The sequence below is a fragment of the Nonomuraea sp. NPDC026600 genome, assembly GCF_040638335.1.
GTDB lineage: Bacteria > Actinomycetota > Actinomycetes > Streptosporangiales > Streptosporangiaceae > Nonomuraea.
On sequence record NZ_JBEZYD010000049.1, the window covers coordinates 1 to 19,243 of the forward strand.

Here is a 19,243-nt window from a genome sequence, read left to right on the forward strand (position 1 = left end):
GTCAAACGTCCCGCTGACGTCAGCATCACCCACGCCAGCCCGCCAACGATCAAACTCGAAGAACTCCCATCAGCGGCTTAACTTAACGGCATTGCTCCTTGACGAACTCCAAGAGACGATTTCGTCCATCGGGCAAGCCTTGAGAGGAAGCGCTACGGCATTTAGCTCGATTCCCATGGATATCAGACAAGAAACTGCGCTAGCGCTGGATACGGCCGCACCAGGCTCCGTTATCCTGCATGTCCGAGGCCCTGCGATGCCTATGGCAGAAGAAATCGGGCTCTTTCCATCTGCCGATACAGACGCCCAACCGCTCGCCATAGCTGCGCTTGAGCGACTGATGTCTGTTGCTCGCAGTGCTAGCGCAACGGACATGAACGAGGACGAACTCGTAGACGATGTCTATCCTCTCGGGCCTCGAACCTATAAGCATCTCAACGACCTGATGAAGATCATTGCCGACGAAGAGCTCGGGGTTGATCTTAGCCTTTACTCCCCATCGGGGGACATAGAGGAAACAGCAACGATCGGCGCTCCAAGTGCTCGCCGCATACAGTCCGTTCTACGACGAACGCGTATCGCAGAAGACAGGGAAGTAGTAAGAGGCGAATTGAAAGGCGTCAGTAGCCTGCGAAATGCTTTCGAGGTCGTTGCGCCGGATAATAGAGTCATCAGAGGAAGGGTTCGCGAGGATCTCGTTCCATCACTTAGACTGTGGTATGAGAAGCAAATTATCGCGACTCTCGAAGTTACAGTGACGATATCCCTTTCAACAGGACAGGAGCGGAAGAGGTACCTGCTGATTGGCCTCGCAGATGCATCGTGATACCCCCTGAACCAGCCTTTCCCATCTACTCCCATATCACGTCGCAGCCTCTTTACAGCGGTCCGAGCGGCAGGCGCGTGCGAAAACCCCCGACTGCACGCGGTCTGATCCAAGCCGAACCGTCGCTATTGAAACCTAAGCGCCGCTATTCGCTCGAAACTTTCTCATGAGCCAAACATCCCATCGTAGCATTGACAGCAAGTCCTTTGATAGATCTGCGACACTCACAAAGAGGATCCAAGGGATAGCAAACTGCTGCACGCGAAAGGGAGGAAGCAGCCGAAGCAACTTCCTCCCGTATGAAAAGGAGACTACCTCCGCCTCAGAAGTTTGTCGATTTGCAGCTGCGGCTTTTCCGAAGGAGCCGTCACGCTTTATCTACCACGATTTCACGAAACGGTGGCAGTTAACGCCCGAATCGGGATAGACGCGCTGACCGTTTCCTGCGCCGGTTCACCGTCGACGTCAAAGTTCACCCAGATTCGACTCGGGTCAACGAAGTAACCACACCAGACGGCCGCGCAGTCGGGAGCTCGAGGGGCGGTAGCCCCTCGATTCAGGGGCGAAGCCCCAATAGACGCTGTCTGAAGCTTGATCGGCGCGAAGCGCCCCATGAACGCGAAGGCGATGCAGTTTGAGCGGGGTGTGGGGGCCGCGCCCCCACTGAACACTGTCTGAGCTCTTGAGCGCGAAGCGCCCATAAGAGAAGGCCTTGCTTGTGGAGCGGGTGATGGGTTTCAGTGGTCGCGTGCGTCGTACGCCTCGCGGGCGCTGTCGATCCGGTCGATGTTCTGCTCGGCCCACTGCTTCATGACCTCCATCACGGGCAGCAGGCTCCGGCCCAGCTCGGTGAGCGCGTAGTCGACGCGTACCGGCACCGCGGGGGTGACCGTACGCGAGATCAACCCGTCGCGTTCGAGGCGGCGCAGGGTCTCCGTGAGCATCTTCTGGCTCGCGCCCGCGATCGTTCGAGTCAGGTCGCCGTAGCGGCGCGGGCCATCGGCGAGTTCGTTGAGCAGGACCGCTACCCACTTGTCGCCGATGCGGTCGATCAGCCGGTTGGCGGGGCAGGCGGCGAAGCGGGCCTGGTATGAGGCCCGGCCGTCGACGCGCCGCTGGGCGGCGGTGCGCGTGGTCATGGCATCCCTTCGCGTGCGCTGGACACTTTGAAGTGCGTACTGCCGTTCGACCGTAGCACCGCCTAACTTCGCTCATGAACAGGGCGAACCCCGCCCGATCAAGGAGCGAAGAGACCATGACGACGATCACCGTCCTCGGCTCGGGCAATGTGGCCCGGGCCCTTACCGGCAGGCTGCGCGACGCGGGGCACGAGGTCCTCGTGGGCTCTCGTGCCCCGGACAAGGTCACCGCCGATTTCGGTGTACGGGTCGCCGGTCCGCGTGAGGCGGCGGGGGCGGCGGAGGTGGTGATCAATGCCATGCCCGGCGAGGTGTCGGTGGAGATGTTGACCGGGCTCGCGGCGGAGTTGGCGGGCAAGGTGCTGGTCGACATCGCCAACGCCACCGAATCCGACTCGTACGGCTTCGCGGCGGCGCTTCTCTATCCGGGCAGTAGCCTCGCCGAGGAGATCCAGCGGGCGTTGCCGGACGTACGCGTGGTGAAGACGCTCAACACCATGCACTCATCGGTCATGGTCGATCCGGCCCTGACGGCCACGCCGCCCACCGCCTTTCTGTCCGGGGACGACCCCGACGCCAAGAAGGTCGTCGGCGGTCTGCTGGCCGAGTTGGGCTGGGTGCCAGAGTGGATCATCGACCTCGGTGGGGTGGAGACGGCGCGGGGGCCGGAGGCGTTCCTGCTGATGGTCGGCGGCCTCGTCCGCGCGCTCGGGCCTGTGCCCTTCGGCATGGCAGTCGCTCATTGACGTCCATGGGCACCGGTCGGTCGGCGCGGGTGTGGGGGGTGCCAGCCAACGAGCGACTCCGCCAGCACGACCAGCAGGTCAGATCAGCAGGTCAAGGAGTGAGCCAGGTGGTCACCGCCTCGGGCAGGCCGTCCGTACCTGCCCAGGCCACGTAACCGTCGGGGCGGATGAGCAGGGCGTCGGCGGGCGGGGCAGCACAGTGCGCGCCGACGACCCGGAGACGGCCATCGCGGACCAGGTCACGCAGGTCGAAGGGGATCGGATGCCGGCCGACCAGTTCGCCACCGTCCGACGCCGCCGGACCCTGGCCGACCAGTTCCCCTGGATCCGACGCCACCGGACCCTCACCGGCCAGGTCCGGGGGCGTGGAGCGCAAGTCGAGGAGCACCCAGTCGGCCGATCGCGTGAGCTCCGCCACACGGGTCGGGCCGTCCGCCGTGGTCAGTGCCAGATCGGGGGCGAACCGGCCGGTCAGCGGGTGCCGCTCGCCGCCCGTGCCCCCGCCGTTCGCACCCCCAACGTCCGTGCGCTCAACGGGCGCCGTGCCGTACCGGATGTCGGAGCCCTGAAGCATTTCGCCGAGGCGGCGCAGGGGCTGCTCGAAGGTGAACAGTTCCGCGAGGAGGTCGCGCAGAGCCGTGCCGTCCTCGCCGGTGAGGCGTTCCAGGGCTGCCTGGGCGCGGGTGTGGCGCAGGGTGTGGGCGGCCACCGGGCGGCGTTCGGCGTCGTACGTGTCGAGCAGGCCGGACGGCGCGTGGCCGTGCAGGTGGGCGGCCAGTTTCCAGGCGAGGTTGGCGGTGTCCATCAGGCCGACGTTCAGGGCCGAGCCGCCCGCGGGGAACAGGTGGGCGGCGTCACCCGCCAGGAACACCCGGCCCTCGCGGTAACGGTCGGCGACGCGAGCCTGAGAGACGGTGCTCGACAGCCAGATGGGTTCGCCGAGCGGCAGGTCGACGCCGATGACCCGGCGCACCGCCTCCTCGAACCGCGCCAGCGTGACGGCCGTCGCACGCGCCGCCCCCTTCTCGCGTACGCCGACGATGTGGATGCCGGGCCGGAGTGAGGTCAGCAGCAGGCGGCCGTTCGGGGTGCGGTTCCAGCCCGGCTGCAGGCCCTTGGCCTGCGGGCTGTCGAAGAGGGACGCGTGAGGCGCCTTGAAGTGGCCGAGCAGCAGCACTTCGTCGTCCGTCGTGCCGGGGAAGCCGATGCCCGCCTGTTCGCGCACCAGACTGCGGCCGCCGTCGCAGCCGACGACATAGCGGGCCCGGAGCCGGAAGTGGTCACCCTCCAGCGTCACGCCTTCGTCGTCCTGGGCGAGCGTTCTCAGCCGGTGGCCCCATCTGACCTCGGCGCCGAGCTCGGCCGCGCGCTCGCCCAGCAGCCGCTCCAGGCGCGGCTGCTGGATCATCAGCAGGTGTAACGGGACATCGCCGCCCAGTTCGGCGAAGTTCAGGGGCACCGAGCCGAACGGGAAGCCCGGCGCGGGCCCGGCGAACGGGCTGCCCGCGCTGAACCGTTCGAGCAGGCCCCGATAGTCGAGAAACTGGACGATCTGCCCGCCCAGGCCGTTGGCCTTGGGGAGGTCGCCGGGCTCGGCTCTCTTCTCCAGCACGATCGTACGGACGCCGGCCAGGCGCAGCTCGCACGCCAGCATGAGCCCGGCGGGGCCCGCTCCTATGATCACCACTTCTTCCATGGCCGTCAGGCTAGATTGACAAACGCGACTCTGTCAATCTAGCCTGACGGGGTGGACATGGGAGAACTCTCTGAGCGCATCAAGTCGAACGACCCCGCCATGGGGCTGCGCGCGGTCGGCGCCCTGCACCGGCTGGCCGAGCAGGTCGAGGCCGTCTCGGTGGCCCTGGCCAGGGAGCAGGGGTGGACGTGGGAGCAGATCGGCGACGCGCTCGGCATGTCACGGCAGTCGGTGCACGCGAAGTACGGGAAGTGAGGTTCGTATGTTTGGAATAGAGAAGAGCCCGTTCGCGATAGTCGTGACCGCGGCGCTGGAGGAGGCCAGGCAAAGGGGTGATCGGCGGCTGGGGACCGAGCATCTGCTGCTCGGGCTGCTGCGCGATCCGGGTCAGGCCCCCGCCCGGGCGCTCGGCGTGGATCTGGACCGGGCGCGGGCGGCCCTGGAGGAGCTCGACCGGGCGGCGCTGCGGGCGCTCGGGATCGACGTGGGCGAGGTGCCGCCGGCCCGGCCGCGCAAGCATCCGGCGGTGCCGGGCACCGCGCTGACCTCCAGCGCGCGGGCGGCGATCAACCAGTCGATCAAGGCGACCACTCGCAAGGTCAGGAACACCGCCGCACCGGCCCAGCTCCTGCTGGCCCTGCTCGCCCAAGGACGGCCCGATCCTGTGGCCGCGCTGATCGACCACCTCGACATCGACCGCACAGAGGTTCGCGATCGGCTGGCCGCCTGAAGGCAAGGCCACCTTGGCATCGACCGCACGGAGGTTCGTGATCGGCTGGCCATCTGAAGGCAAGGGCGGTGTGCGGAGCTAGCACGTCGTGGAAATCGAGTTGATCGCGAGCCACCCCCCTGACAGTCTCGAACGATGGACCGCACGTTCGATGACCTGGTCGAAGAGGCCGCATCGGTCTCCGTGGACGGCTGGGACTTCTCCTGGCTCGATGGCCGGGCGACGGAGGCCCGCCCCTCCTGGGGGTACGCCCGTCTCCTGGCCGGCCGGATGGCCACGGCCGAGGCCGCGCTCGACATCGAGACCGGCGGCGGCGAGATCCTGGCCGGCGTCCCGAAGCTCCCGCCGATCACCGTCGCCACCGAGTCGTGGCCGCCCAACCTCGCCCTGGCCGCCAGGCGGCTGCGCCGCCGCGGCGCGGCGCTGGTGGCCGACGACGAGCAGCCGCGCCTGCCGTTCCGCGCGGACGCCTTCGACCTGGTCGTCAGCCGCCATCCGGTACACACCTGGTGGGCGGAGATCGCCCGGATCCTCAGGCCGGGCGGCACCTACTTCTCCCAGCAGGTCGGCTCGCGCAGTGTCGTCGAGCTGAGCGAATACTTCCTGGGCCCGCAGGACGGCTCCGGCCGCGCCCCCGAGAAGGCCAGGGCGGCGGCCGAGCAGGCCGGGCTCACCGTGGCCGATCTGCGGGCCGAGTCGCTGCGGATGGAGTTCCGGGACATCGGCGCGGTGATCTACTTCCTGCGCAAGGTCATCTGGATCGTGCCGGGCTTCTCGGTCGGCCGCTACCGGAAAGAGCTGCGCGAGCTGCACGAACGCATCCAGGAAGACGGGCCGTTCGTCGCCCGTTCCACCCGTTTTCTGATCGAGGCCAGGGCGTAGCGGCCATACCACTGGGGGTGTACGACGAACGAGGCCGAACACTCCCCTGGGTGGAGCTCAGGACGCGCCGAGGGTCTGATGCGCCGGGCTCATCCGGCGGCGACCCTGGATGACATGAACACGATGACGCATTGGGGCTGGGGCGCTGGCTTCTGGCCGATCATTCCGGTTCTCTGGGGGCTGTTCTGGGTGGCCGCCGTCGCCCTGGGCGCCCGGGCCTGGCAGAAGGGCCGGTGGCGTACCGAGGTCAGAGCGACGGGGTCGGCGGAGCGGATCCTCGCCGAGCGGTACGCTCGCGGCGAGATGACCGACGACGAGTACTTCGAGCGGATGTCGGTGCTCAAGAGCTGACCGTCCGGTGGGTGAAGGAACAAACCGTCCGGTGGGTGAAAGAACTGTTACTGGCCGCATCCGGTTCGCGACGTTACGTTGCTTCTAGGGACTGTCGAGCAGTGGGGACCCGTATGCAGCCGATCGCCCGGTTCTGCGGCCAGAGCAGCGGCTGAGCGTGCAGCCTTTCGCCCTCCTCGCCAGCGGGCTCGCCGCCGGACTCGTGGCGGGGACCGCGTCCTGTACGGCGGTGCAGGGCGGCCTGCTCGTGGGTCTCACCTCAGGCGGCTGCGAGCGGCCGTCGCGCGATCCGGTGCTCGTGGCCTGGTTCCTCGCGGGCCGTCTGGTCTCCTACTCGGCCGCCGGAGTGCTGCTCGGTCTGGCCGGTTCGGCTGTCAGCCTGCCCCCGGAGGTGCGGGCGCTGCTGCTGGTGGCGGCGGGCATCACGGTCATCGCGTACGCGATCGGGCTGCTCCGCCGGCGGCGGTCCGGCTGCGACGAGACCCCCAGGCGCGCGGCCCGCAGCGCGCCCCTGCTGGGCGCGGCGACCATCCTGATCCCCTGTGGCGTGACGCTCGGCATGGAGATGGTCGCGGTCTCCAGCGGTTCGCCGCTGGGCGGCGCGGCGGTGATGGCCGGGTTCGTTCTCGGCACCGCGCCCGCCTTCGCGCTGCTCGGCTGGGTCCTGCGGCGGGTCTCGCGGACCAGGCTCGCCAGGCTGACCGGGGTGGCGGCGCTCGTGGCCGGCCTGTGGACGGTCGGTGCGGGGGTCAGCCTGGGCGGCTGGCTCGCGGGTTCGGGGTCGGCCACCACTGAATCCACACTCGCCGCTCCGGGGTCGGCCGCCGCCGGGCAGGGCGCCCGTACGGTCACCGTCTGGGCGACGCGCGACGGCTACCGGCCCGGGATGGTGACCGCCCCCGCCGGAGTGTCCGTCGAGATCGTCTTCAAGCTGGCCGACCAGGGCTGCACCCGGACGGTCACGATCGCCGGGCGGGACGTCGCCCTGCCCGCGACGGTACGGCTGCCGCCACAGCGCCCAGGGTCGCTTCGCTACGTATGCGGGATGGGGATGTACAGCGGGTACATCAACTTCTCCTAGCGTCGGCGATTACTGTTCGCATTCTCTCGATTACCTGGCACCCTGTGCCCATGGCGTGGTGGCAAGAGGAGGTGGCGGCGCCGGCCGTTCCGGCGCCACGCGTAGGAGACGAGCCTGAGCTGCTGATGGCCGCTCAGGCGGGCGACCCGCAGGCGGCGCACCGGCTCGGCCGGCTCTGCGCGCAACGCGGCGACCGCTCGGCGGCCAAGGAGTGGTGGGAACGGGCGGCGGCGGGCGGCAACATCGACAGCGCCTACAACCTGGGCGTCTGGCACGAGAAGCACGGCAGCCTGGAGGAGAGCGTCTCCTGGTACAAACTGGCCGCCGCCACCGGCGACGTCGAGGCCGCGGTCAACCTGGCCACGCTGCTGCTGGAGCAGCGCGGAGACGTCGAAGCGGCCAGAAGGTGGTTCGAGACCGCGGCCCGTGAGGGCTCCAGGACGGCCGCCCGGCGACTGGCGCTGGTCTGCGAGGACTCCGGCGAGGTCGCGGCGGCGCGCGAGTGGCACCGCAGGGCGGCCGCCGACGGCGACGCGGCCTCCGCGCACGATCTGGGCTTCCTGGCGTACGCGGCGGGTGAGGACGAGGAGACCCTGCACTGGTGGGAGTGCGCCGCGCGCGAGGGCCATGCCGAGTCGGCCTACTGTCTCGGCCTGTTCCTCCAGGCCAGCCGCGATCCTGAGGGCGCCGAGGCGTACTACCGGCTGGCCGCCAAGAGCGAGCATCCGGGCGCCGCCTCGCAGCTCGGCGGCATCGCGCTGGGCCACGGGGATCTGCGTACGGCCCGCGCCTGGTTCGAGCGGGCCGCCAACGCGGGCCGGCTGGCGGATCAGCGGATGGCCGGGTTCGTCTGCGTCGAGCTCGGCGACTCCGCGGGGGCCGGCCACTGGTTCGGCCGGGCGGCGGCCGGCGGCGACGCCGAGTCCGCCTTCCACTTCGGGCTGCTGCTCATCGCCGAGTTCAGTGATCTGGCGGGCGGGCGGCACTGGTTCCGCCAGGCCGCGCTGGCCGGGCATCACCAGGCGGCCGTCGAGCTGGCCGGGCTGCTGTCGGCGTCCGGAGAGACGGACGAGGCCGCCCGGTGGCTGACCGGGCCGCCGCCCCCGGCGTGGAACCGGCTGGCCGAGCCCGAACTGGCCGCGCGGGCCGAGCTGGCCGCGGCGGCCACCGGCCGCAGGGGCGGCGTCTCGCTGGGCATGCCCGAGCTGGCCGAGATCCTCGGCACCTGGGACCTGGCGACCAGGCCGCTGCACGACCACGCGGACGTGCTGGGCTGGCTGGCGCGGCGCAGCGGCCTGCACTCCAGCGCGATCGAGTACCTGGCGTCGGTACGCGGCACGCTGCTGCGTCCGGGCAGCGCGCCCTGGCCCAGTCCCGGCGAGATCGACCACGTCCTGGCCACGGCCCGTGACCTGCGGCAGCGGCTGGGCGTCCGATAGCGGTGCTCGCTATCGGACGCCCAGGCTGAGAGGGCTCCGGCTGAGGGGGCTCAGGCGGCGAGGACTTCGGCCACCGGCGTGAACGGTAGTTCGAGCGCCTGTGCGACCGGGCCGTTGGTGAGCAGCCCGTCGTAGGTGTTGAGCCCGCCCGCCAGGCCGGCGTCGGCCTTGAGCGCCGCCCGCCAGCCCTGGTCGGCCAGTTTGACCGCGTACGGGAGCGTCGCGTTGGTCAGGGCGTAGGTGGAGGTGTTGGCCACCGAGCCCGGCATGTTCGCCACGCAGTAGAAGATCGAGCCGTGCACGGTGTAGGTCGGCTCGGCGTGCGTGGTCGGACGCGAGTCCTCGAAGCAGCCGCCCTGGTCGATGGCGATGTCGACGAGCACCGAACCCGACTTCATGCGCGAGACCAGGTCGTTCGAGACCAGCGTCGGGGCCTTGGCGCCCGGGATCAGGACCGCGCCGATGACCAGGTCGGCGTCCAGCACCTCCCGCTCGATCGCGTACGACGTCGAGACCAGCGTCTTGAGCCGGCCCTGGTAGATGGCGTCGATGAAGCGCAGGCGGTCGACGTTCGTGTCGAGCACGGTGACGTCCGCGCCCATGCCGACGGCGATCTGGGCGGCGTTCAGCCCGGAGACGCCGCCGCCGATCACGACCACCTTGGCCGGGGCCACGCCGGGCACGCCGCCCGGCAGCACGCCGCGCCCGCCGTTGAAGCGCATCAGGTTGTACGCCCCCACCTGCGGGGCCAGCCGGCCCGCGACCTCGGACATCGGGGCGAGCAGCGGCAGTGTGTTGCCGACCTGCACGGTCTCGTAGGCGATGCCGGTCGTCTTCGCGCCGAGCAGCGCGTCAGTGCACGGCCGGGAGGCGGCCAGGTGCAGGTAGGTGAACAGCACCAGGCCCTCGCGCAGCCGGTGGTACTCCTCGGCGATCGGCTCCTTGACCTTGAGCACCATCTCCGCCTCGGCCCATACGGCGTCGGCGCTGTCGATGATCTTCGCGCCGGCGGCCAGGTATTCCTCGTCCGGGATGTGCGAGCCCAGGCCCGCGCCCCGCTGGACGGTGACGTCATGGCCGTGGCGGACCAGCTCGTGCACGCCTGCCGGGGTTGCGGCGACTCGATATTCGTGGTTCTTGACCTCGGCAGGCACGCCGATCTTCATCGTGGATCCTTTCGGTAATCAGCGCTGTTTAGAGACGAGCCCACGCTTCGGTGAGCACGTTGCGGAGGATCGACCCGATCTCGTCGAACTCCTTCGGCCCCGCGATGAGCGGCGGCGCGAGCTGGATGACGGGGTCGCCACGATCGTCGGCGCGGCAGTAGAGCCCGGCGTCGAACAGTGCCTTCGACAGGAACCCGCGCAGCAGCCGCTCCGACTCCTCGGCGGTGAACGTCTCCTTGGTGGCCTTGTCCTTGACCAGCTCGATGCCCCAGAAGTAGCCGGCGCCCCGGACGTCGCCGACGATCGGCAGGTCCTTGAGCCCGTCGAGGGTGGCCTGGAAGACCGGCTCGTTCTTGGTGACGTGGCCGAGCAGGTCCTCGCGCTCGAAGATGTCGAGGTTGGCCAGCGCCACGGCCGCGGAGACCGGGTGGCCGCCGAAGGTGTAGCCGTGCGCGAACATCTCGTCGCCGCTCTTGAACGGCTCGAACAGCCGGTCGTGCACGATCATCGCCCCGATGGGCGAGTAGCCGCTGGTCAGGCCCTTGGCGCAGGTGATGATGTCAGGCACGTAGTCGAACTTCTGGCCGCCGAACATCGTGCCGAGCCGGCCGAAGGCGCAGATGACCTCGTCGGAGACGAGCAGCACGTCGTACTCGTCGCAGATCTCGCGCAGCCGCTGCCAGTAGCCGGCCGGCGGCGGGAAGCAGCCTCCGGCGTTCTGTACCGGCTCGGCGAAGACGGCGGCCACCGTGTCGGGGCCCTCCATCTCGATCGCGCGGGCGACCCGGTCGGCGGCCCAGATGCCGTACTCCTCCGGGCTCATCCCCTTGACGCCGGTGATCTCGTCGGCGCGGTAGTAGTTCGTGTTCGGCACCCGCACCGAGCCGGGCACGAGCGGCTCGAACATCTGCTTGAACGCCGGGATGCCGGTGATCGACAGGGCGCCCTGCGGGGTGCCGTGGTAGGCGATGTTGCGGCTGATGACCTTGTGCTTGAGCGGCTTGCCGACCAGCTTGTAGTACTGCTTGGCCAGCTTCCAGGCGGACTCGACCGCCTCGCCGCCGCCGGTGGTGAAGAAGACCCTGTTGAGGTCGCCCGGGGTCATGCTCGCGAGCCGCTGCGCCAGCTCGGCCGCCTTCGGGTGCGCGTAGGACCACAGCGGGAAGAAGGCCAGCTCCTGCGCCTGCTTGGCGGCCGCCTCGGCCAGCTCGCTCCGGCCGTGGCCCGCTTGGACCACGAAGAGTCCCGCCAGGCCGTCCAGGTAGCGCTTGCCGTGGATGTCGTAGATATAGGAGCCCTCACCGCGAACGATGGTCGGGATCTCAGCCTGCTGGTAGGCGCTGTGCCTCGTGAAGTGCAACCACAGATGGTCCTGCGCGGCCTTGAGGATCTCGTTTTCCGGCTGCGTCATGTTTATCTTCCCTCGTGTCCGATCTCCCCACAGTCTGCATGTTCACCTCGGGTTTGCCAAGCGAAAGCGTCGCAACAGTATGCAAGAAATCCGAGATCCGCAGGAACGGTATGTAACAACCACGAAATCCGCAGGTAGATTAGCGCGGTGGTCATGCCTGTTTCACGCGGTGTGGAACCTTCTGTGATCCAATGAGACGTTAACTATCGAGAACGACATCTACCGAGAAAGCCCCGGGGGACCGCCGTGACTCCTGAACAGATCGAGAGCGCCGTCGCGGCCGCGATGCCGCAGGCCGTCGAGGACCTCAGGCGGCTCGCCGCCATCCCGTCCGTGGCCTTTCCCGGGCATCCCGAGGAGCCCGTACTCGCCGCCGCGGCCCTGACCGAGGAACTGCTCCGCAGCACCGGGCTTTCGCACGTGCAGCGAGTGCCCGTCGAGGGCAGTTTCCCCGCGGTGTACGGGGAGGTGCCCGCACCGCCCGGCGCGCCCACGGTGCTGCTCTACGCGCACTACGACGTGCAGCCCGCCGGTGATCCCGCCGCCTGGCGTACCTCGCCGTTCGAGCCGACCCTGATCGACGGCCAGCTCTACGGCCGGGGCACCGCGGATGACAAGTCGGGCATCATCTCGCACGTCACCGCCCTGCGCGTGTTCCAGCGGCAGTTCCCCGTCGGGGTGAAGGTGCTCATCGAGGGCCAGGAGGAGTACGCCGGGGAGCGCCTGGAGGCGTTCGTCGAGCGCAACCCCGACCTGCTGCGGGCCGACGCCATCGTGGTGGCCGACACCGGCAACCCGCGGATCGGCGACCCGGCGGTCACCACCTCCCTGCGCGGCATGGCCGCCTTCTCCATCGAGGTCCGTACGCTGCGTGAGCCGGTGCACAGTGGCTCCTTCGGCGGTGCCGCCCCCGACGCGCTCGAAGCGCTCATGCGGATGCTGACCTCGCTGCACGACGACAACGGCGACATCCGGGTGCCGGGCCTGCCCCGCGGCAGCTTCCTCGGTCAGGGACCGTCGGAGGAGGAGTTCCGCAAGACCGCCGGGGTGCTGGAGGGCGTCTCGCTGGTCGGTTCCGGCTCTTTGGCGGACCGTCTGTGGGCGTCGTACGCCATCACCGTGACCGGCATCGACGCGCCTCCGGTGTCGGGCGCCATCAACGCCGTGCAGCCCGTGGCCCGCGCCCGCGTCACCGTCCGCACTCCCCCTTCGGGCGACCCCAAGACGACCGTGAACGCGGTGGTCGAATTCCTCCGGCAGGTCACGCCGTGGGGTGCGCAGGTCTCGTTCGGCGACTTCACCGTGGGGTCGGGCTTCCAGGCCGACTCGGGCGGCAAGGCCCGTGCGGCGCTCAACCGGGCGATGGAACGCGCCTTCGGGCGTCCGCCGCGTGACGTGGGCGCCGGCGGGTCCATTCCGCTGGTGAACACGCTGCTGAAGCAGTTCCCCGCGGCGGAGATCCTGCTGTTCGGGGCCGAGGACGAGGATGCGGCCATCCACGCGCCCAACGAGCGGGTGGACCTCGAGGAACTGCGGCGCATCGCCACCGCCGAGGCGCTGTTCCTGCGGGAGCTCAGCCTGCCCTCCGCTCTCGGCGTCTGATTCCGCTACAGCAGCAGCGGCCCGGCGCGTTTGACGGTGCGGATGATGGGAGCGGTCTCCATGGTGGTGATCGCTTCCAGGGGGGCGAGTCGTTCGGTGAGGTAGTGGCCCAGGTCCAAGGGGTCGCGGCAGTTCAGGGCCGCGAGCAGGTTGGTGGGGCCGGTGGTGAGGGACGCGAAGGCGATCTCTGGATGCCGCGCCAGCGCCTCACCGACCTCGACCGCCTTGGCCGGCCGGGCGGCGATCCACAGCCGCGCCTGGGTGCCGAATCCGACCGCCGAGGGCGGTATGTCGAGTTGGTAGCTCACGATTCCCTGGCTGCGCAGCGCGTACAGGCGGCGTTTCACCGTGGTCTCCGACCAGCCGGTCGCGGCGGCCAGCTCGGCGTAGGGCGCGCGGCCGTCCAGATGGACGGCCCGCAGCAGCGCCTTGTCGCCCTCATCGAGCTCGATCGGGCCGTCGCCGGCCTCGACCGACGGCGGTCGCAGCCGGCCGGCCTGTTCGGGTGACAGCCAGGCGAGCCCTTGCCAGCCGTCCGGCAGGACGAAACCCCGTAGCAGCAGATGGGCGGAGACCGAGACGACCCCGCTGGTGCGGGGCAGTCTGCCCAGCAGCAGGGCGTCCTGGTCCTGGGTGCCGCGGGTCCGCACGGTGCAGGAGACCTCGGTGCCGCCGGACAGCAGGTACACGAACGAGGTGTCGTCACGGGCGGCCAGCGCCTTGGCGACCGGTCCGGCCGCGTCCGGGGTGCAGCGCAGCCGGATGGTCCACTGGGTGTGCCCCAGCCGTCCGCCGTTGACCAGGCCCACCACCCGCAGCACGCCCTGGCCGCGCAGCCGCCGGTAGCGGCGGGCCACGGTGTTCTCCGAGACCTCGAGCACGTCGGCGATCGCCCTGAACGAGGCCCGGCCGTCGATCTGCAGCGCGTGGACCAGACCCCGGTCGACAGCATCCATCCAGAAACCCCGGTGTAGTGACGGTTTCCGGCGATCCTAGCCGCCTGGATGGGCGCGATACGGGGTCGTGGGCGACGCTCGTGGCATGAACCTGCTCATCCTCGCCGCCACCGGAAACGTCGGCGGCCAGATCATCACCCAGTTGCGGCAGACCGGCCACGCCGTGCGGGCGGTCACCCGCGATCCGCGCGCCGCCCGTTTCCCCGCCGGCGTCGAGGTGCTGCGCGGCGACCTGGCCGAACCGGACACCATCGCGGCCTGCCTGGCCGGCATCGACGCGGTGTTCCTGCTCTGGCCGCTGCACACCGGCAAGCAGTTGCCCGCCGTGCTGGAGGTCGTCGCGCGGCAGGCCCGCCGGGTGGTCTTCCTGGGTACGGGCGGCGTGCCCGACCTCGGCTTCGAAGAGCAGGAGCGGCTCGTCCACGGCTGCGGAATCGAGTCCACCATGATCAGGCCGAGCACCTTCGCGGTGAACACGTTGTGGTGGGCCGACCAGATCCGAGCGGGCGACATCGTCGAAGGGGCCTACGGCGCGCTGCCGATGTCCCTGATCCACGAGGCCGACATGGCCGCCGTCGCGGTCCGCGCCCTCACCGAGCCGGGGCACGACGGAGCCACCTACACCCTGACCGGCCCCGAGGTGCTCACTCAGGCCGACCAGGTCCGCGTCATCGGCGAGGCGCTGGGCCGGCCGCTGCGCTGGCGGGAGCTGACCCGCGAGCAGGCCCGCCGGCGGCTGCTGGCCGACGAGACGTTCCCTGACTCCTTCGTCGACGTGCTGCTCGACGGCTACGCCGCCATGCTCGCCGGGCCACCGCCCACCCTGACCTCCACCGTCCAGGACGTCACCGGCGCCCCGGCCCGGTCACTGCGCCGATGGGCCACCGACCACGCGGCCGACTTCGTCGGGGAGGCGGTCGGGAGCGGTCAGCCGCCGCATTGACACGTGTATGACCGAGGCCGCAGTTTGGGGTTATGGATGAATTTCGCATGGTTCGCGAATTCTCTCTCTCGACGGCTGCCCGCTTGTGCAGCCCTCTCGTGCTGTTGGTCCCGGTATTTCTGATGCTGCGGTCCATCCCGGGCTCTGATGCCGAGGTGGGGTTCATGGCCGCCGGGGCGGCGATGATCGCCATGGGCGTGCGGCTGGCCAGGTACCGGCATCTGGCCGCTGACACGGTCGTACGCTTCTCAGCCCAAGGTGTGGAGATGGAAGACGCGTACGGATCACGCGTGCGTCTGGCATGGCGGCACATCGAGGGCATCGACGTCGTGGACAGCCGGGTACCGAGCCCCCGCACGGTCATCAGGGCCGACGGGACCCACATTCGGACCGGAACCAGGAAATGCGTCGGCGTGGTCGGCTGGGGTGAATACGAGATCTCTCCCCGCGCCCCCGGTTGGTTGATATCCCATCTGGATCGGCTGCCGGTCGATCCGGTCACCGGACTACCGAGACTGAGCATCCCTCTTGGCGTCGTCGACCCGCTGTGGGAACACGGTCCGATGGGCGACCGGGTCCGCCGGCACCGGCCCGATCTGCCCCTACCGGCCGGATTGTCAGTCGGTGTCGGCGTCGAGGAGTGAGCGGACGAGGGGTACGGCCAGGCGGAGGACGTCGTCGAGGTCGGCCTCGGCCAGGTCGGGCATGCGGATCAGGTGGCGGTGGACGGTGATGCCGAACATCACCGCGCCCGCCAGCGCGGCCCGCAGGCGCGCGTCGGGCCCGTGGATCCCGGGCGCGATCCGGTCGATCGCCACCGCGGTGACGTGTTCGCGCAGCATCTGGGCGGCTTCCTCGCTGGTCATGCTGGTGCGCAGGAGTACGGCCATCGGGCTGTCGGGGGCGGCGGCCCAGCGTTCGAGCATGGCGCGCAGGTAGTTCTCGGCCGTGCGGCCCGGGTCGTCGGTGGTCAGCGAGTCGATGTCGATGCCGAAGTCGAGGGACTCGCGGAACAGTTGCTGCTTGGTGCCGAAGTACTGGATGACCGAGGACTTGTCGACCTCGGCCTCCGCCGCGATCGCGCGGATGGTGGCGCGTTCGTAGCCGAGTTCGCCGAAGGTGCGGCGGGCGGCCTCCAGGATCCGGCGGCGGGTGCGCCGGCCCTTGCTTTCGGGCTCCCACACCTGATCAGGGGCGGTCTTACTGGTTGACATCGATCCCCACCTCCTGCTGGCCTCCGATGGTACTGGGCGCGGGAGGCCGGGCGGGAAGTGGCGATCGAGCTAGCGGCTCTGGCCGAAGGGCGAGTGGAGGCCGTCGCCGGCCATCATTCCGTCAAGCATGCGCTGCATCGACTCGGAGTCGTTGAGGTGCGGGAACGGCTCATCGGCGGGGACCTCGACGTCCAGGAACTCGCACAGCGGCGCCCACCCCTCGCGTACGTCGAACACCAGGAGCCGGCCGGCGGGCAGGCTCGCCTGGACGGTGGCCACGTGGCGGTGGTAGGCCTCGATGGCGATCTCCTCGGGGGGCAGGCCTCCTTCGAAAGTCCAGCCCTGGCCGAAGGTGTCCTGCCCGATCCTGCTCATCACCGGGCCCATCCTCCGCATCGCGCCGAAGATCGTGGCCGCGATCGGTGGCAGTTGCGACGGGTCCATGCTCTGGAGTCGGCGGGGGCCGTTGGTGAGGAGGTTCTGCATGCTGATGTACCAGCGCTGGGGGTCGCGGACGGTCAGGATGACCTTGGCGTCGGGATAGGCCGCCGCCTGCTCGCGCCAGAAGCCACTGGCCGGCCAGTCCTGCGCCGACAGATAGCCCTCGAACACCTGGTCCCAGTCCGGCGACTCGCCGGAGGCGACGGCCACCCACCGGTCGACGTGTTCGGGATGGGTCATGACCTCGTACATGTGATAACAGGGGCCGAATCCGAGCCGCTCCAGCGCGGCCTTCATCGAGCTGGTTCCGGTACGCGGGAATCCCGCGCCGATCACTTTCAGCATTTCCGTGCCTCCCGATTCCAGCGGCTGACGCGCGCCTCTGGCCGAGAGTAAAGGACCATTTGCGAGATCTCAACAAGTGTACAGTTTTTCCCACCAATGCCCGCTCAGCGCTCGCCGACCGTTCCGTACCTGAGCAGGTCGAGGAGCCGCGCGGACTGGCCGGTGCCGGTCAGGGCGATCGCGTTGGCGAGGGTCATCAGCTCGCGGACGGTCAGGTCGGCGCGGACCTCGCCCGCGCCCTGCGCCCTGGTGAGCAGCGCCGATGCGGTGGCCAGCATCTTCTCGTGCCACTCGCCGAACAGCGCCGAGCCGTCCCGTGGGAGGGCCAGCGCAAGGTCGCGCTTGCCCGCTACGTGTTCGACGAAGGCGCCCAGCCACGCGTGCAGGGCGTCGCCCGGCGAATCGGCCGCCAGCAGGGCCTCGCCGCCCTCGCACAGCTCCGTCACCTCGTCGGCGTACACGGCGATGATCAGGTCCTGGCGGGTGGGGAAGTGCCGGTACATGGTGGCGTTGCCGACCCCGGCGAGGCGGGCGACGTCGTCGAGCGGCGCGTCCACGCCGCGCTCGGCGAACAGTTTCCTGGCCGCGGCCAGCACCGCGTCGTGGTTGCGGCGCGCGTCCGCCCGCCTGGGGCGCTGTGCGGGCATACGGCTCAGCCTAGCCGTGCGGGAAGCCCCTGGACGGCGGCCACTGCCCTGTGTCGGCCCGGCCGAACGAGCCGGCGGATCGCCTGGAGGACTACCTGTTACTAGGCCCGCGTGATGACCGGCAGGTCGTAGACCCGGCGTACGCTGCTGCCGAGCCGGCTCACGTCGGCACCGTACACGTGCACCGACACCCCGACCTCGTCACTCACGTTGATCACCTTGTGGATGTCGCCGGGCGGCGCGAACCCACTCGCCTCGCCCGGCAGGTTGGCGGCCTGCCCGATCTCCAGCAGGTGATCCCCCATGTCCCGGTAGAGCGTCTCGTGTTCGATCCCGCTGATCACACCGAACGCGCACCACGACACGTGGTCGTGAATCACCGTGAACTGGCCCGGCCGCCACACGACCGCCACGACGGAGAAGTCGTCGCTCGCGTACAGCGCCTGGGACACGTACGTATCGGGGGATCCCGCTCGTTCCGCCGGCGTCAGCAGGTCGAGCCTGGACAGCCGGGGCCGGAGCAGGTCCGCCACCGCGAACGCGGTCTCCCGCGGGGCGAGACCCCGGGCGGTGATGTCGCTGATATCCGACACGAGGTCGTCGAGCCCTGGCCGGATCAGGACTGTTTCCATGTCGTTCTCCCCTGGAAGTCGCTCTCCCCTCCTACGGTGCTACGTTCCGATCCATAGGTCCAACAGAAGTTTTATGGCTCATCAATAGATATGATTGATGAATGCTCGATGTCGTACGGCTCCGCGTGCTCGTCGCCGTCGCGCGCAGGGGCTCGCTCACCGCCGCCGCCAAGGAGCTGCACTACTCGCAGCCGTCGGTCAGCCACCACCTGGCGCGTCTCGAAGCCGAGACCGGGGCCAAGCTCGTGCAGCGCGTGGGGCGCGGCATCCGGCTGACGGAGGCCGGCAAGCTGCTCGCCTCGCGGGCGGCCGACATCATCGGGCGCCTCGACGCCACCTCCGACGAGCTCGCCGCGCACGTGGGGCTGCGTTCGGGGCGGGCCCGGCTGGCCGCGTTCCCGTCCGCGCTGGGCACGTTCATCCCCAAGGCGGCCACCCGGCTGGAGGCTTCGCATTCCGGGCTGCGGCTGCAGCTCACGGAGACCGAGCCGCCGGAGGCGCTCCGGCTGCTGCGGGCGGGAAGGGTGGATGTGGCGGTGATCTTCCGTTACGACGACACGGAGCCCGAGGACCCGGGGATCCAGATGATCCACCTGCTCGACGACCCCAGCTATCTGGTGTCTTCTACCGTTTCCGGGGATTTGAGATCGCATGCCGGTGATTCCTGGATCGCGGGGTGTGATCGGTGTCGTAGCCATCTGCTCGATCTCTGCGCCAAGGCCGGGTTCGAGCCGCACATCTCCTTCACCAGCGACGACATCGTGGCAGTGCAGGCGCTGGTGGCGGCGGGCATGGGGCTGACGATGCTCCCCGGGCTGGCGCTCTCCGCGCACCAGCACCCGGACGTGGAGGTGGCCGCGATCCCGGGGTCCACCAGGCATGTGTACGCGGCGGTCTACGGCGACCCGCCCCACCCACCGGCCACCGAGGCGCTGCTGTCCGCCCTGCTGGAGAGCGTCCACTCCTTCGCGAGGAAACCCCTTTGACCGCGCGGAG

Annotated in this window: 21 protein-coding genes; 12 read left to right on the plus strand and 9 right to left on the minus strand. The window is 69.4% G+C overall.

Features of this window, described 5'->3' with window-relative positions; genetic code table 11:
- Nucleotides 1-373 precede the first annotated feature (373 nt).
- A complete protein-coding gene (locus AB0F17_RS57940) occupies nucleotides 374-826 on the plus strand; it encodes a hypothetical protein (protein WP_358043284.1) in 453 nt (150 codons plus the stop codon).
- A gap of 737 nt (nucleotides 827-1,563) precedes the next feature.
- Here AB0F17_RS57940 and AB0F17_RS57945 read toward each other — a convergent pair.
- Complete coding sequence (locus AB0F17_RS57945) at nucleotides 1,564-1,965, minus strand: helix-turn-helix domain-containing protein (protein WP_358043287.1); 402 nt, start codon at nucleotides 1,963-1,965, stop codon at nucleotides 1,564-1,566.
- 116 nt (nucleotides 1,966-2,081) lie between these two features.
- On the opposite strand from AB0F17_RS57945, the gene AB0F17_RS57950 reads away from it, so the two are divergent.
- Nucleotides 2,082-2,711: an NAD(P)-binding domain-containing protein gene (locus AB0F17_RS57950; RefSeq protein WP_358043290.1), complete on the plus strand. Its 630-nt coding sequence runs from the start codon at nucleotides 2,082-2,084 to the stop codon at nucleotides 2,709-2,711.
- Between the two features lie 91 nt (nucleotides 2,712-2,802).
- Here the strand turns inward: AB0F17_RS57950 and AB0F17_RS57955 are convergent, their stop codons facing one another.
- A complete protein-coding gene (locus tag AB0F17_RS57955) occupies nucleotides 2,803-4,407 on the minus strand; it encodes an FAD-dependent monooxygenase (protein WP_358043293.1) in 1,605 nt (534 codons plus the stop codon).
- 57 nt (nucleotides 4,408-4,464) lie between these two features.
- On the opposite strand from AB0F17_RS57955, the gene AB0F17_RS57960 reads away from it, so the two are divergent.
- From AB0F17_RS57960 to AB0F17_RS57985, 6 genes are all read left to right on the plus strand, one after another.
- A complete protein-coding gene (locus tag AB0F17_RS57960) occupies nucleotides 4,465-4,662 on the plus strand; it encodes a helix-turn-helix domain-containing protein (protein WP_214633670.1) in 198 nt (65 codons plus the stop codon).
- 7 nt (nucleotides 4,663-4,669) lie between these two features.
- Nucleotides 4,670-5,137, plus strand: coding sequence for a Clp protease N-terminal domain-containing protein (locus AB0F17_RS57965; protein ID WP_358043296.1), 468 nt, complete (start codon nucleotides 4,670-4,672; stop codon nucleotides 5,135-5,137).
- 135 nt (nucleotides 5,138-5,272) lie between these two features.
- On the plus strand, nucleotides 5,273-6,019 hold the full coding sequence (locus tag AB0F17_RS57970) for a methyltransferase domain-containing protein (protein WP_358043298.1): 747 nt from the start codon (nucleotides 5,273-5,275) through the stop codon (nucleotides 6,017-6,019).
- A gap of 114 nt (nucleotides 6,020-6,133) precedes the next feature.
- A complete protein-coding gene (locus AB0F17_RS57975) occupies nucleotides 6,134-6,370 on the plus strand; it encodes an SHOCT domain-containing protein (RefSeq protein ID WP_358043301.1) in 237 nt (78 codons plus the stop codon).
- Nucleotides 6,371-6,527: 157 nt separating this feature from the next.
- On the plus strand, nucleotides 6,528-7,451 hold the full coding sequence (locus AB0F17_RS57980) for a sulfite exporter TauE/SafE family protein (RefSeq protein ID WP_358043304.1): 924 nt from the start codon (nucleotides 6,528-6,530) through the stop codon (nucleotides 7,449-7,451).
- A gap of 50 nt (nucleotides 7,452-7,501) precedes the next feature.
- On the plus strand, nucleotides 7,502-8,890 hold the full coding sequence (locus tag AB0F17_RS57985) for a sel1 repeat family protein (protein ID WP_358043307.1): 1,389 nt from the start codon (nucleotides 7,502-7,504) through the stop codon (nucleotides 8,888-8,890).
- Nucleotides 8,891-8,940: 50 nt separating this feature from the next.
- Here the strand turns inward: AB0F17_RS57985 and ald are convergent, their stop codons facing one another.
- A complete protein-coding gene (gene ald / locus AB0F17_RS57990; protein WP_358043310.1) occupies nucleotides 8,941-10,056 on the minus strand; it encodes an alanine dehydrogenase in 1,116 nt (371 codons plus the stop codon).
- 28 nt (nucleotides 10,057-10,084) lie between these two features.
- Nucleotides 10,085-11,467, minus strand: coding sequence for an aspartate aminotransferase family protein (locus tag AB0F17_RS57995; protein WP_358043313.1), 1,383 nt, complete (start codon nucleotides 11,465-11,467; stop codon nucleotides 10,085-10,087).
- Nucleotides 11,468-11,713: 246 nt separating this feature from the next.
- On the opposite strand from AB0F17_RS57995, the gene AB0F17_RS58000 reads away from it, so the two are divergent.
- Complete coding sequence (locus tag AB0F17_RS58000; RefSeq protein WP_358043316.1) at nucleotides 11,714-13,069, plus strand: dipeptidase; 1,356 nt, start codon at nucleotides 11,714-11,716, stop codon at nucleotides 13,067-13,069.
- Nucleotides 13,070-13,074: 5 nt separating this feature from the next.
- Here AB0F17_RS58000 and AB0F17_RS58005 read toward each other — a convergent pair whose 3' ends face one another.
- Nucleotides 13,075-14,025, minus strand: coding sequence for an Lrp/AsnC family transcriptional regulator (locus AB0F17_RS58005; RefSeq protein WP_358043319.1), 951 nt, complete (start codon nucleotides 14,023-14,025; stop codon nucleotides 13,075-13,077).
- An 85-nt stretch (nucleotides 14,026-14,110) separates the two neighbouring features.
- Here AB0F17_RS58005 and AB0F17_RS58010 point away from each other — a divergent pair, with 85 nt between their 5' ends.
- Together AB0F17_RS58010 and AB0F17_RS58015 are read left to right on the plus strand one after the other, a co-directional pair.
- Nucleotides 14,111-14,968, plus strand: a complete 858-nt coding sequence (locus AB0F17_RS58010; protein WP_358043322.1) for an NAD(P)H-binding protein — start codon at nucleotides 14,111-14,113, stop codon at nucleotides 14,966-14,968.
- A 122-nt stretch (nucleotides 14,969-15,090) separates the two neighbouring features.
- A complete protein-coding gene (locus tag AB0F17_RS58015) occupies nucleotides 15,091-15,612 on the plus strand; it encodes a hypothetical protein (protein ID WP_358043325.1) in 522 nt (173 codons plus the stop codon).
- On the opposite strand, the gene AB0F17_RS58020 is transcribed toward AB0F17_RS58015, so the two are convergent.
- The 4 genes from AB0F17_RS58020 to AB0F17_RS58035 all read right to left on the minus strand — a co-directional run bounded on the left by AB0F17_RS58020 (nucleotide 15,586) and on the right by AB0F17_RS58035 (nucleotide 18,247).
- A complete protein-coding gene (locus AB0F17_RS58020; protein WP_358043328.1) occupies nucleotides 15,586-16,182 on the minus strand; it encodes a TetR family transcriptional regulator in 597 nt (198 codons plus the stop codon). The two genes, AB0F17_RS58015 and AB0F17_RS58020, sit on opposite strands and share 27 nt — an antisense overlap.
- 69 nt (nucleotides 16,183-16,251) lie before the next feature.
- Complete coding sequence (locus AB0F17_RS58025; protein WP_358043331.1) at nucleotides 16,252-16,968, minus strand: sulfotransferase family protein; 717 nt, start codon at nucleotides 16,966-16,968, stop codon at nucleotides 16,252-16,254.
- Between the two features lie 104 nt (nucleotides 16,969-17,072).
- Entirely contained in the window at nucleotides 17,073-17,615 is a 543-nt protein-coding gene (locus AB0F17_RS58030) for a helix-turn-helix domain-containing protein (RefSeq protein WP_358043334.1), read from the minus strand.
- Between the two features lie 101 nt (nucleotides 17,616-17,716).
- Nucleotides 17,717-18,247, minus strand: a complete 531-nt coding sequence (locus tag AB0F17_RS58035; protein ID WP_358043337.1) for a cysteine dioxygenase family protein — start codon at nucleotides 18,245-18,247, stop codon at nucleotides 17,717-17,719.
- A 101-nt stretch (nucleotides 18,248-18,348) separates the two neighbouring features.
- Between AB0F17_RS58035 and AB0F17_RS58040 the strand changes: the two genes are divergently transcribed.
- Nucleotides 18,349-19,233 (plus strand): LysR family transcriptional regulator, encoded by an 885-nt coding sequence (locus tag AB0F17_RS58040; RefSeq protein WP_358043340.1) that lies wholly within the window; start codon nucleotides 18,349-18,351, stop codon nucleotides 19,231-19,233.
- The last annotated feature ends 10 nt before the right edge of the window (nucleotides 19,234-19,243 follow it).

What these genes read in the sequence shown, in the direction of transcription:
- AB0F17_RS57975 (WP_358043301.1), top strand. Translation starts at nt 6,134, where the DNA reads ATGAACACGATGACGCATTGGGGCTGGGGCGCTGGCTTCTGGCCGATC.
- AB0F17_RS57950 (WP_358043290.1), top strand. Translation starts at nt 2,082, where the DNA reads ATGACGACGATCACCGTCCTCGGCTCGGGCAATGTGGCCCGGGCCCTT.
- AB0F17_RS57940 (WP_358043284.1), top strand. Translation starts at nt 374, where the DNA reads ATGAACGAGGACGAACTCGTAGACGATGTCTATCCTCTCGGGCCTCGA.
- AB0F17_RS58030 (WP_358043334.1), bottom strand. Translation starts at nt 17,615, where the DNA reads ATGCCCGCACAGCGCCCCAGGCGGGCGGACGCGCGCCGCAACCACGAC.
- AB0F17_RS57965 (WP_358043296.1), top strand. Translation starts at nt 4,670, where the DNA reads ATGTTTGGAATAGAGAAGAGCCCGTTCGCGATAGTCGTGACCGCGGCG.
- AB0F17_RS57955 (WP_358043293.1), bottom strand. Translation starts at nt 4,407, where the DNA reads ATGGAAGAAGTGGTGATCATAGGAGCGGGCCCCGCCGGGCTCATGCTG.
- AB0F17_RS58025 (WP_358043331.1), bottom strand. Translation starts at nt 16,968, where the DNA reads ATGCTGAAAGTGATCGGCGCGGGATTCCCGCGTACCGGAACCAGCTCG.
- AB0F17_RS58010 (WP_358043322.1), top strand. Translation starts at nt 14,111, where the DNA reads ATGAACCTGCTCATCCTCGCCGCCACCGGAAACGTCGGCGGCCAGATC.
- AB0F17_RS57995 (WP_358043313.1), bottom strand. Translation starts at nt 11,467, where the DNA reads ATGACGCAGCCGGAAAACGAGATCCTCAAGGCCGCGCAGGACCATCTG.
- AB0F17_RS57970 (WP_358043298.1), top strand. Translation starts at nt 5,273, where the DNA reads ATGGACCGCACGTTCGATGACCTGGTCGAAGAGGCCGCATCGGTCTCC.
- AB0F17_RS58005 (WP_358043319.1), bottom strand. Translation starts at nt 14,025, where the DNA reads ATGGATGCTGTCGACCGGGGTCTGGTCCACGCGCTGCAGATCGACGGC.
- ald (WP_358043310.1), bottom strand. Translation starts at nt 10,056, where the DNA reads ATGAAGATCGGCGTGCCTGCCGAGGTCAAGAACCACGAATATCGAGTC.
- AB0F17_RS58040 (WP_358043340.1), top strand. Translation starts at nt 18,349, where the DNA reads ATGCTCGATGTCGTACGGCTCCGCGTGCTCGTCGCCGTCGCGCGCAGG.
- AB0F17_RS58015 (WP_358043325.1), top strand. Translation starts at nt 15,091, where the DNA reads ATGCTGCGGTCCATCCCGGGCTCTGATGCCGAGGTGGGGTTCATGGCC.
- AB0F17_RS57945 (WP_358043287.1), bottom strand. Translation starts at nt 1,965, where the DNA reads ATGACCACGCGCACCGCCGCCCAGCGGCGCGTCGACGGCCGGGCCTCA.
- AB0F17_RS58035 (WP_358043337.1), bottom strand. Translation starts at nt 18,247, where the DNA reads ATGGAAACAGTCCTGATCCGGCCAGGGCTCGACGACCTCGTGTCGGAT.
- AB0F17_RS57960 (WP_214633670.1), top strand. Translation starts at nt 4,465, where the DNA reads ATGGGAGAACTCTCTGAGCGCATCAAGTCGAACGACCCCGCCATGGGG.
- AB0F17_RS57985 (WP_358043307.1), top strand. Translation starts at nt 7,502, where the DNA reads ATGGCGTGGTGGCAAGAGGAGGTGGCGGCGCCGGCCGTTCCGGCGCCA.
- AB0F17_RS58020 (WP_358043328.1), bottom strand. Translation starts at nt 16,182, where the DNA reads ATGTCAACCAGTAAGACCGCCCCTGATCAGGTGTGGGAGCCCGAAAGC.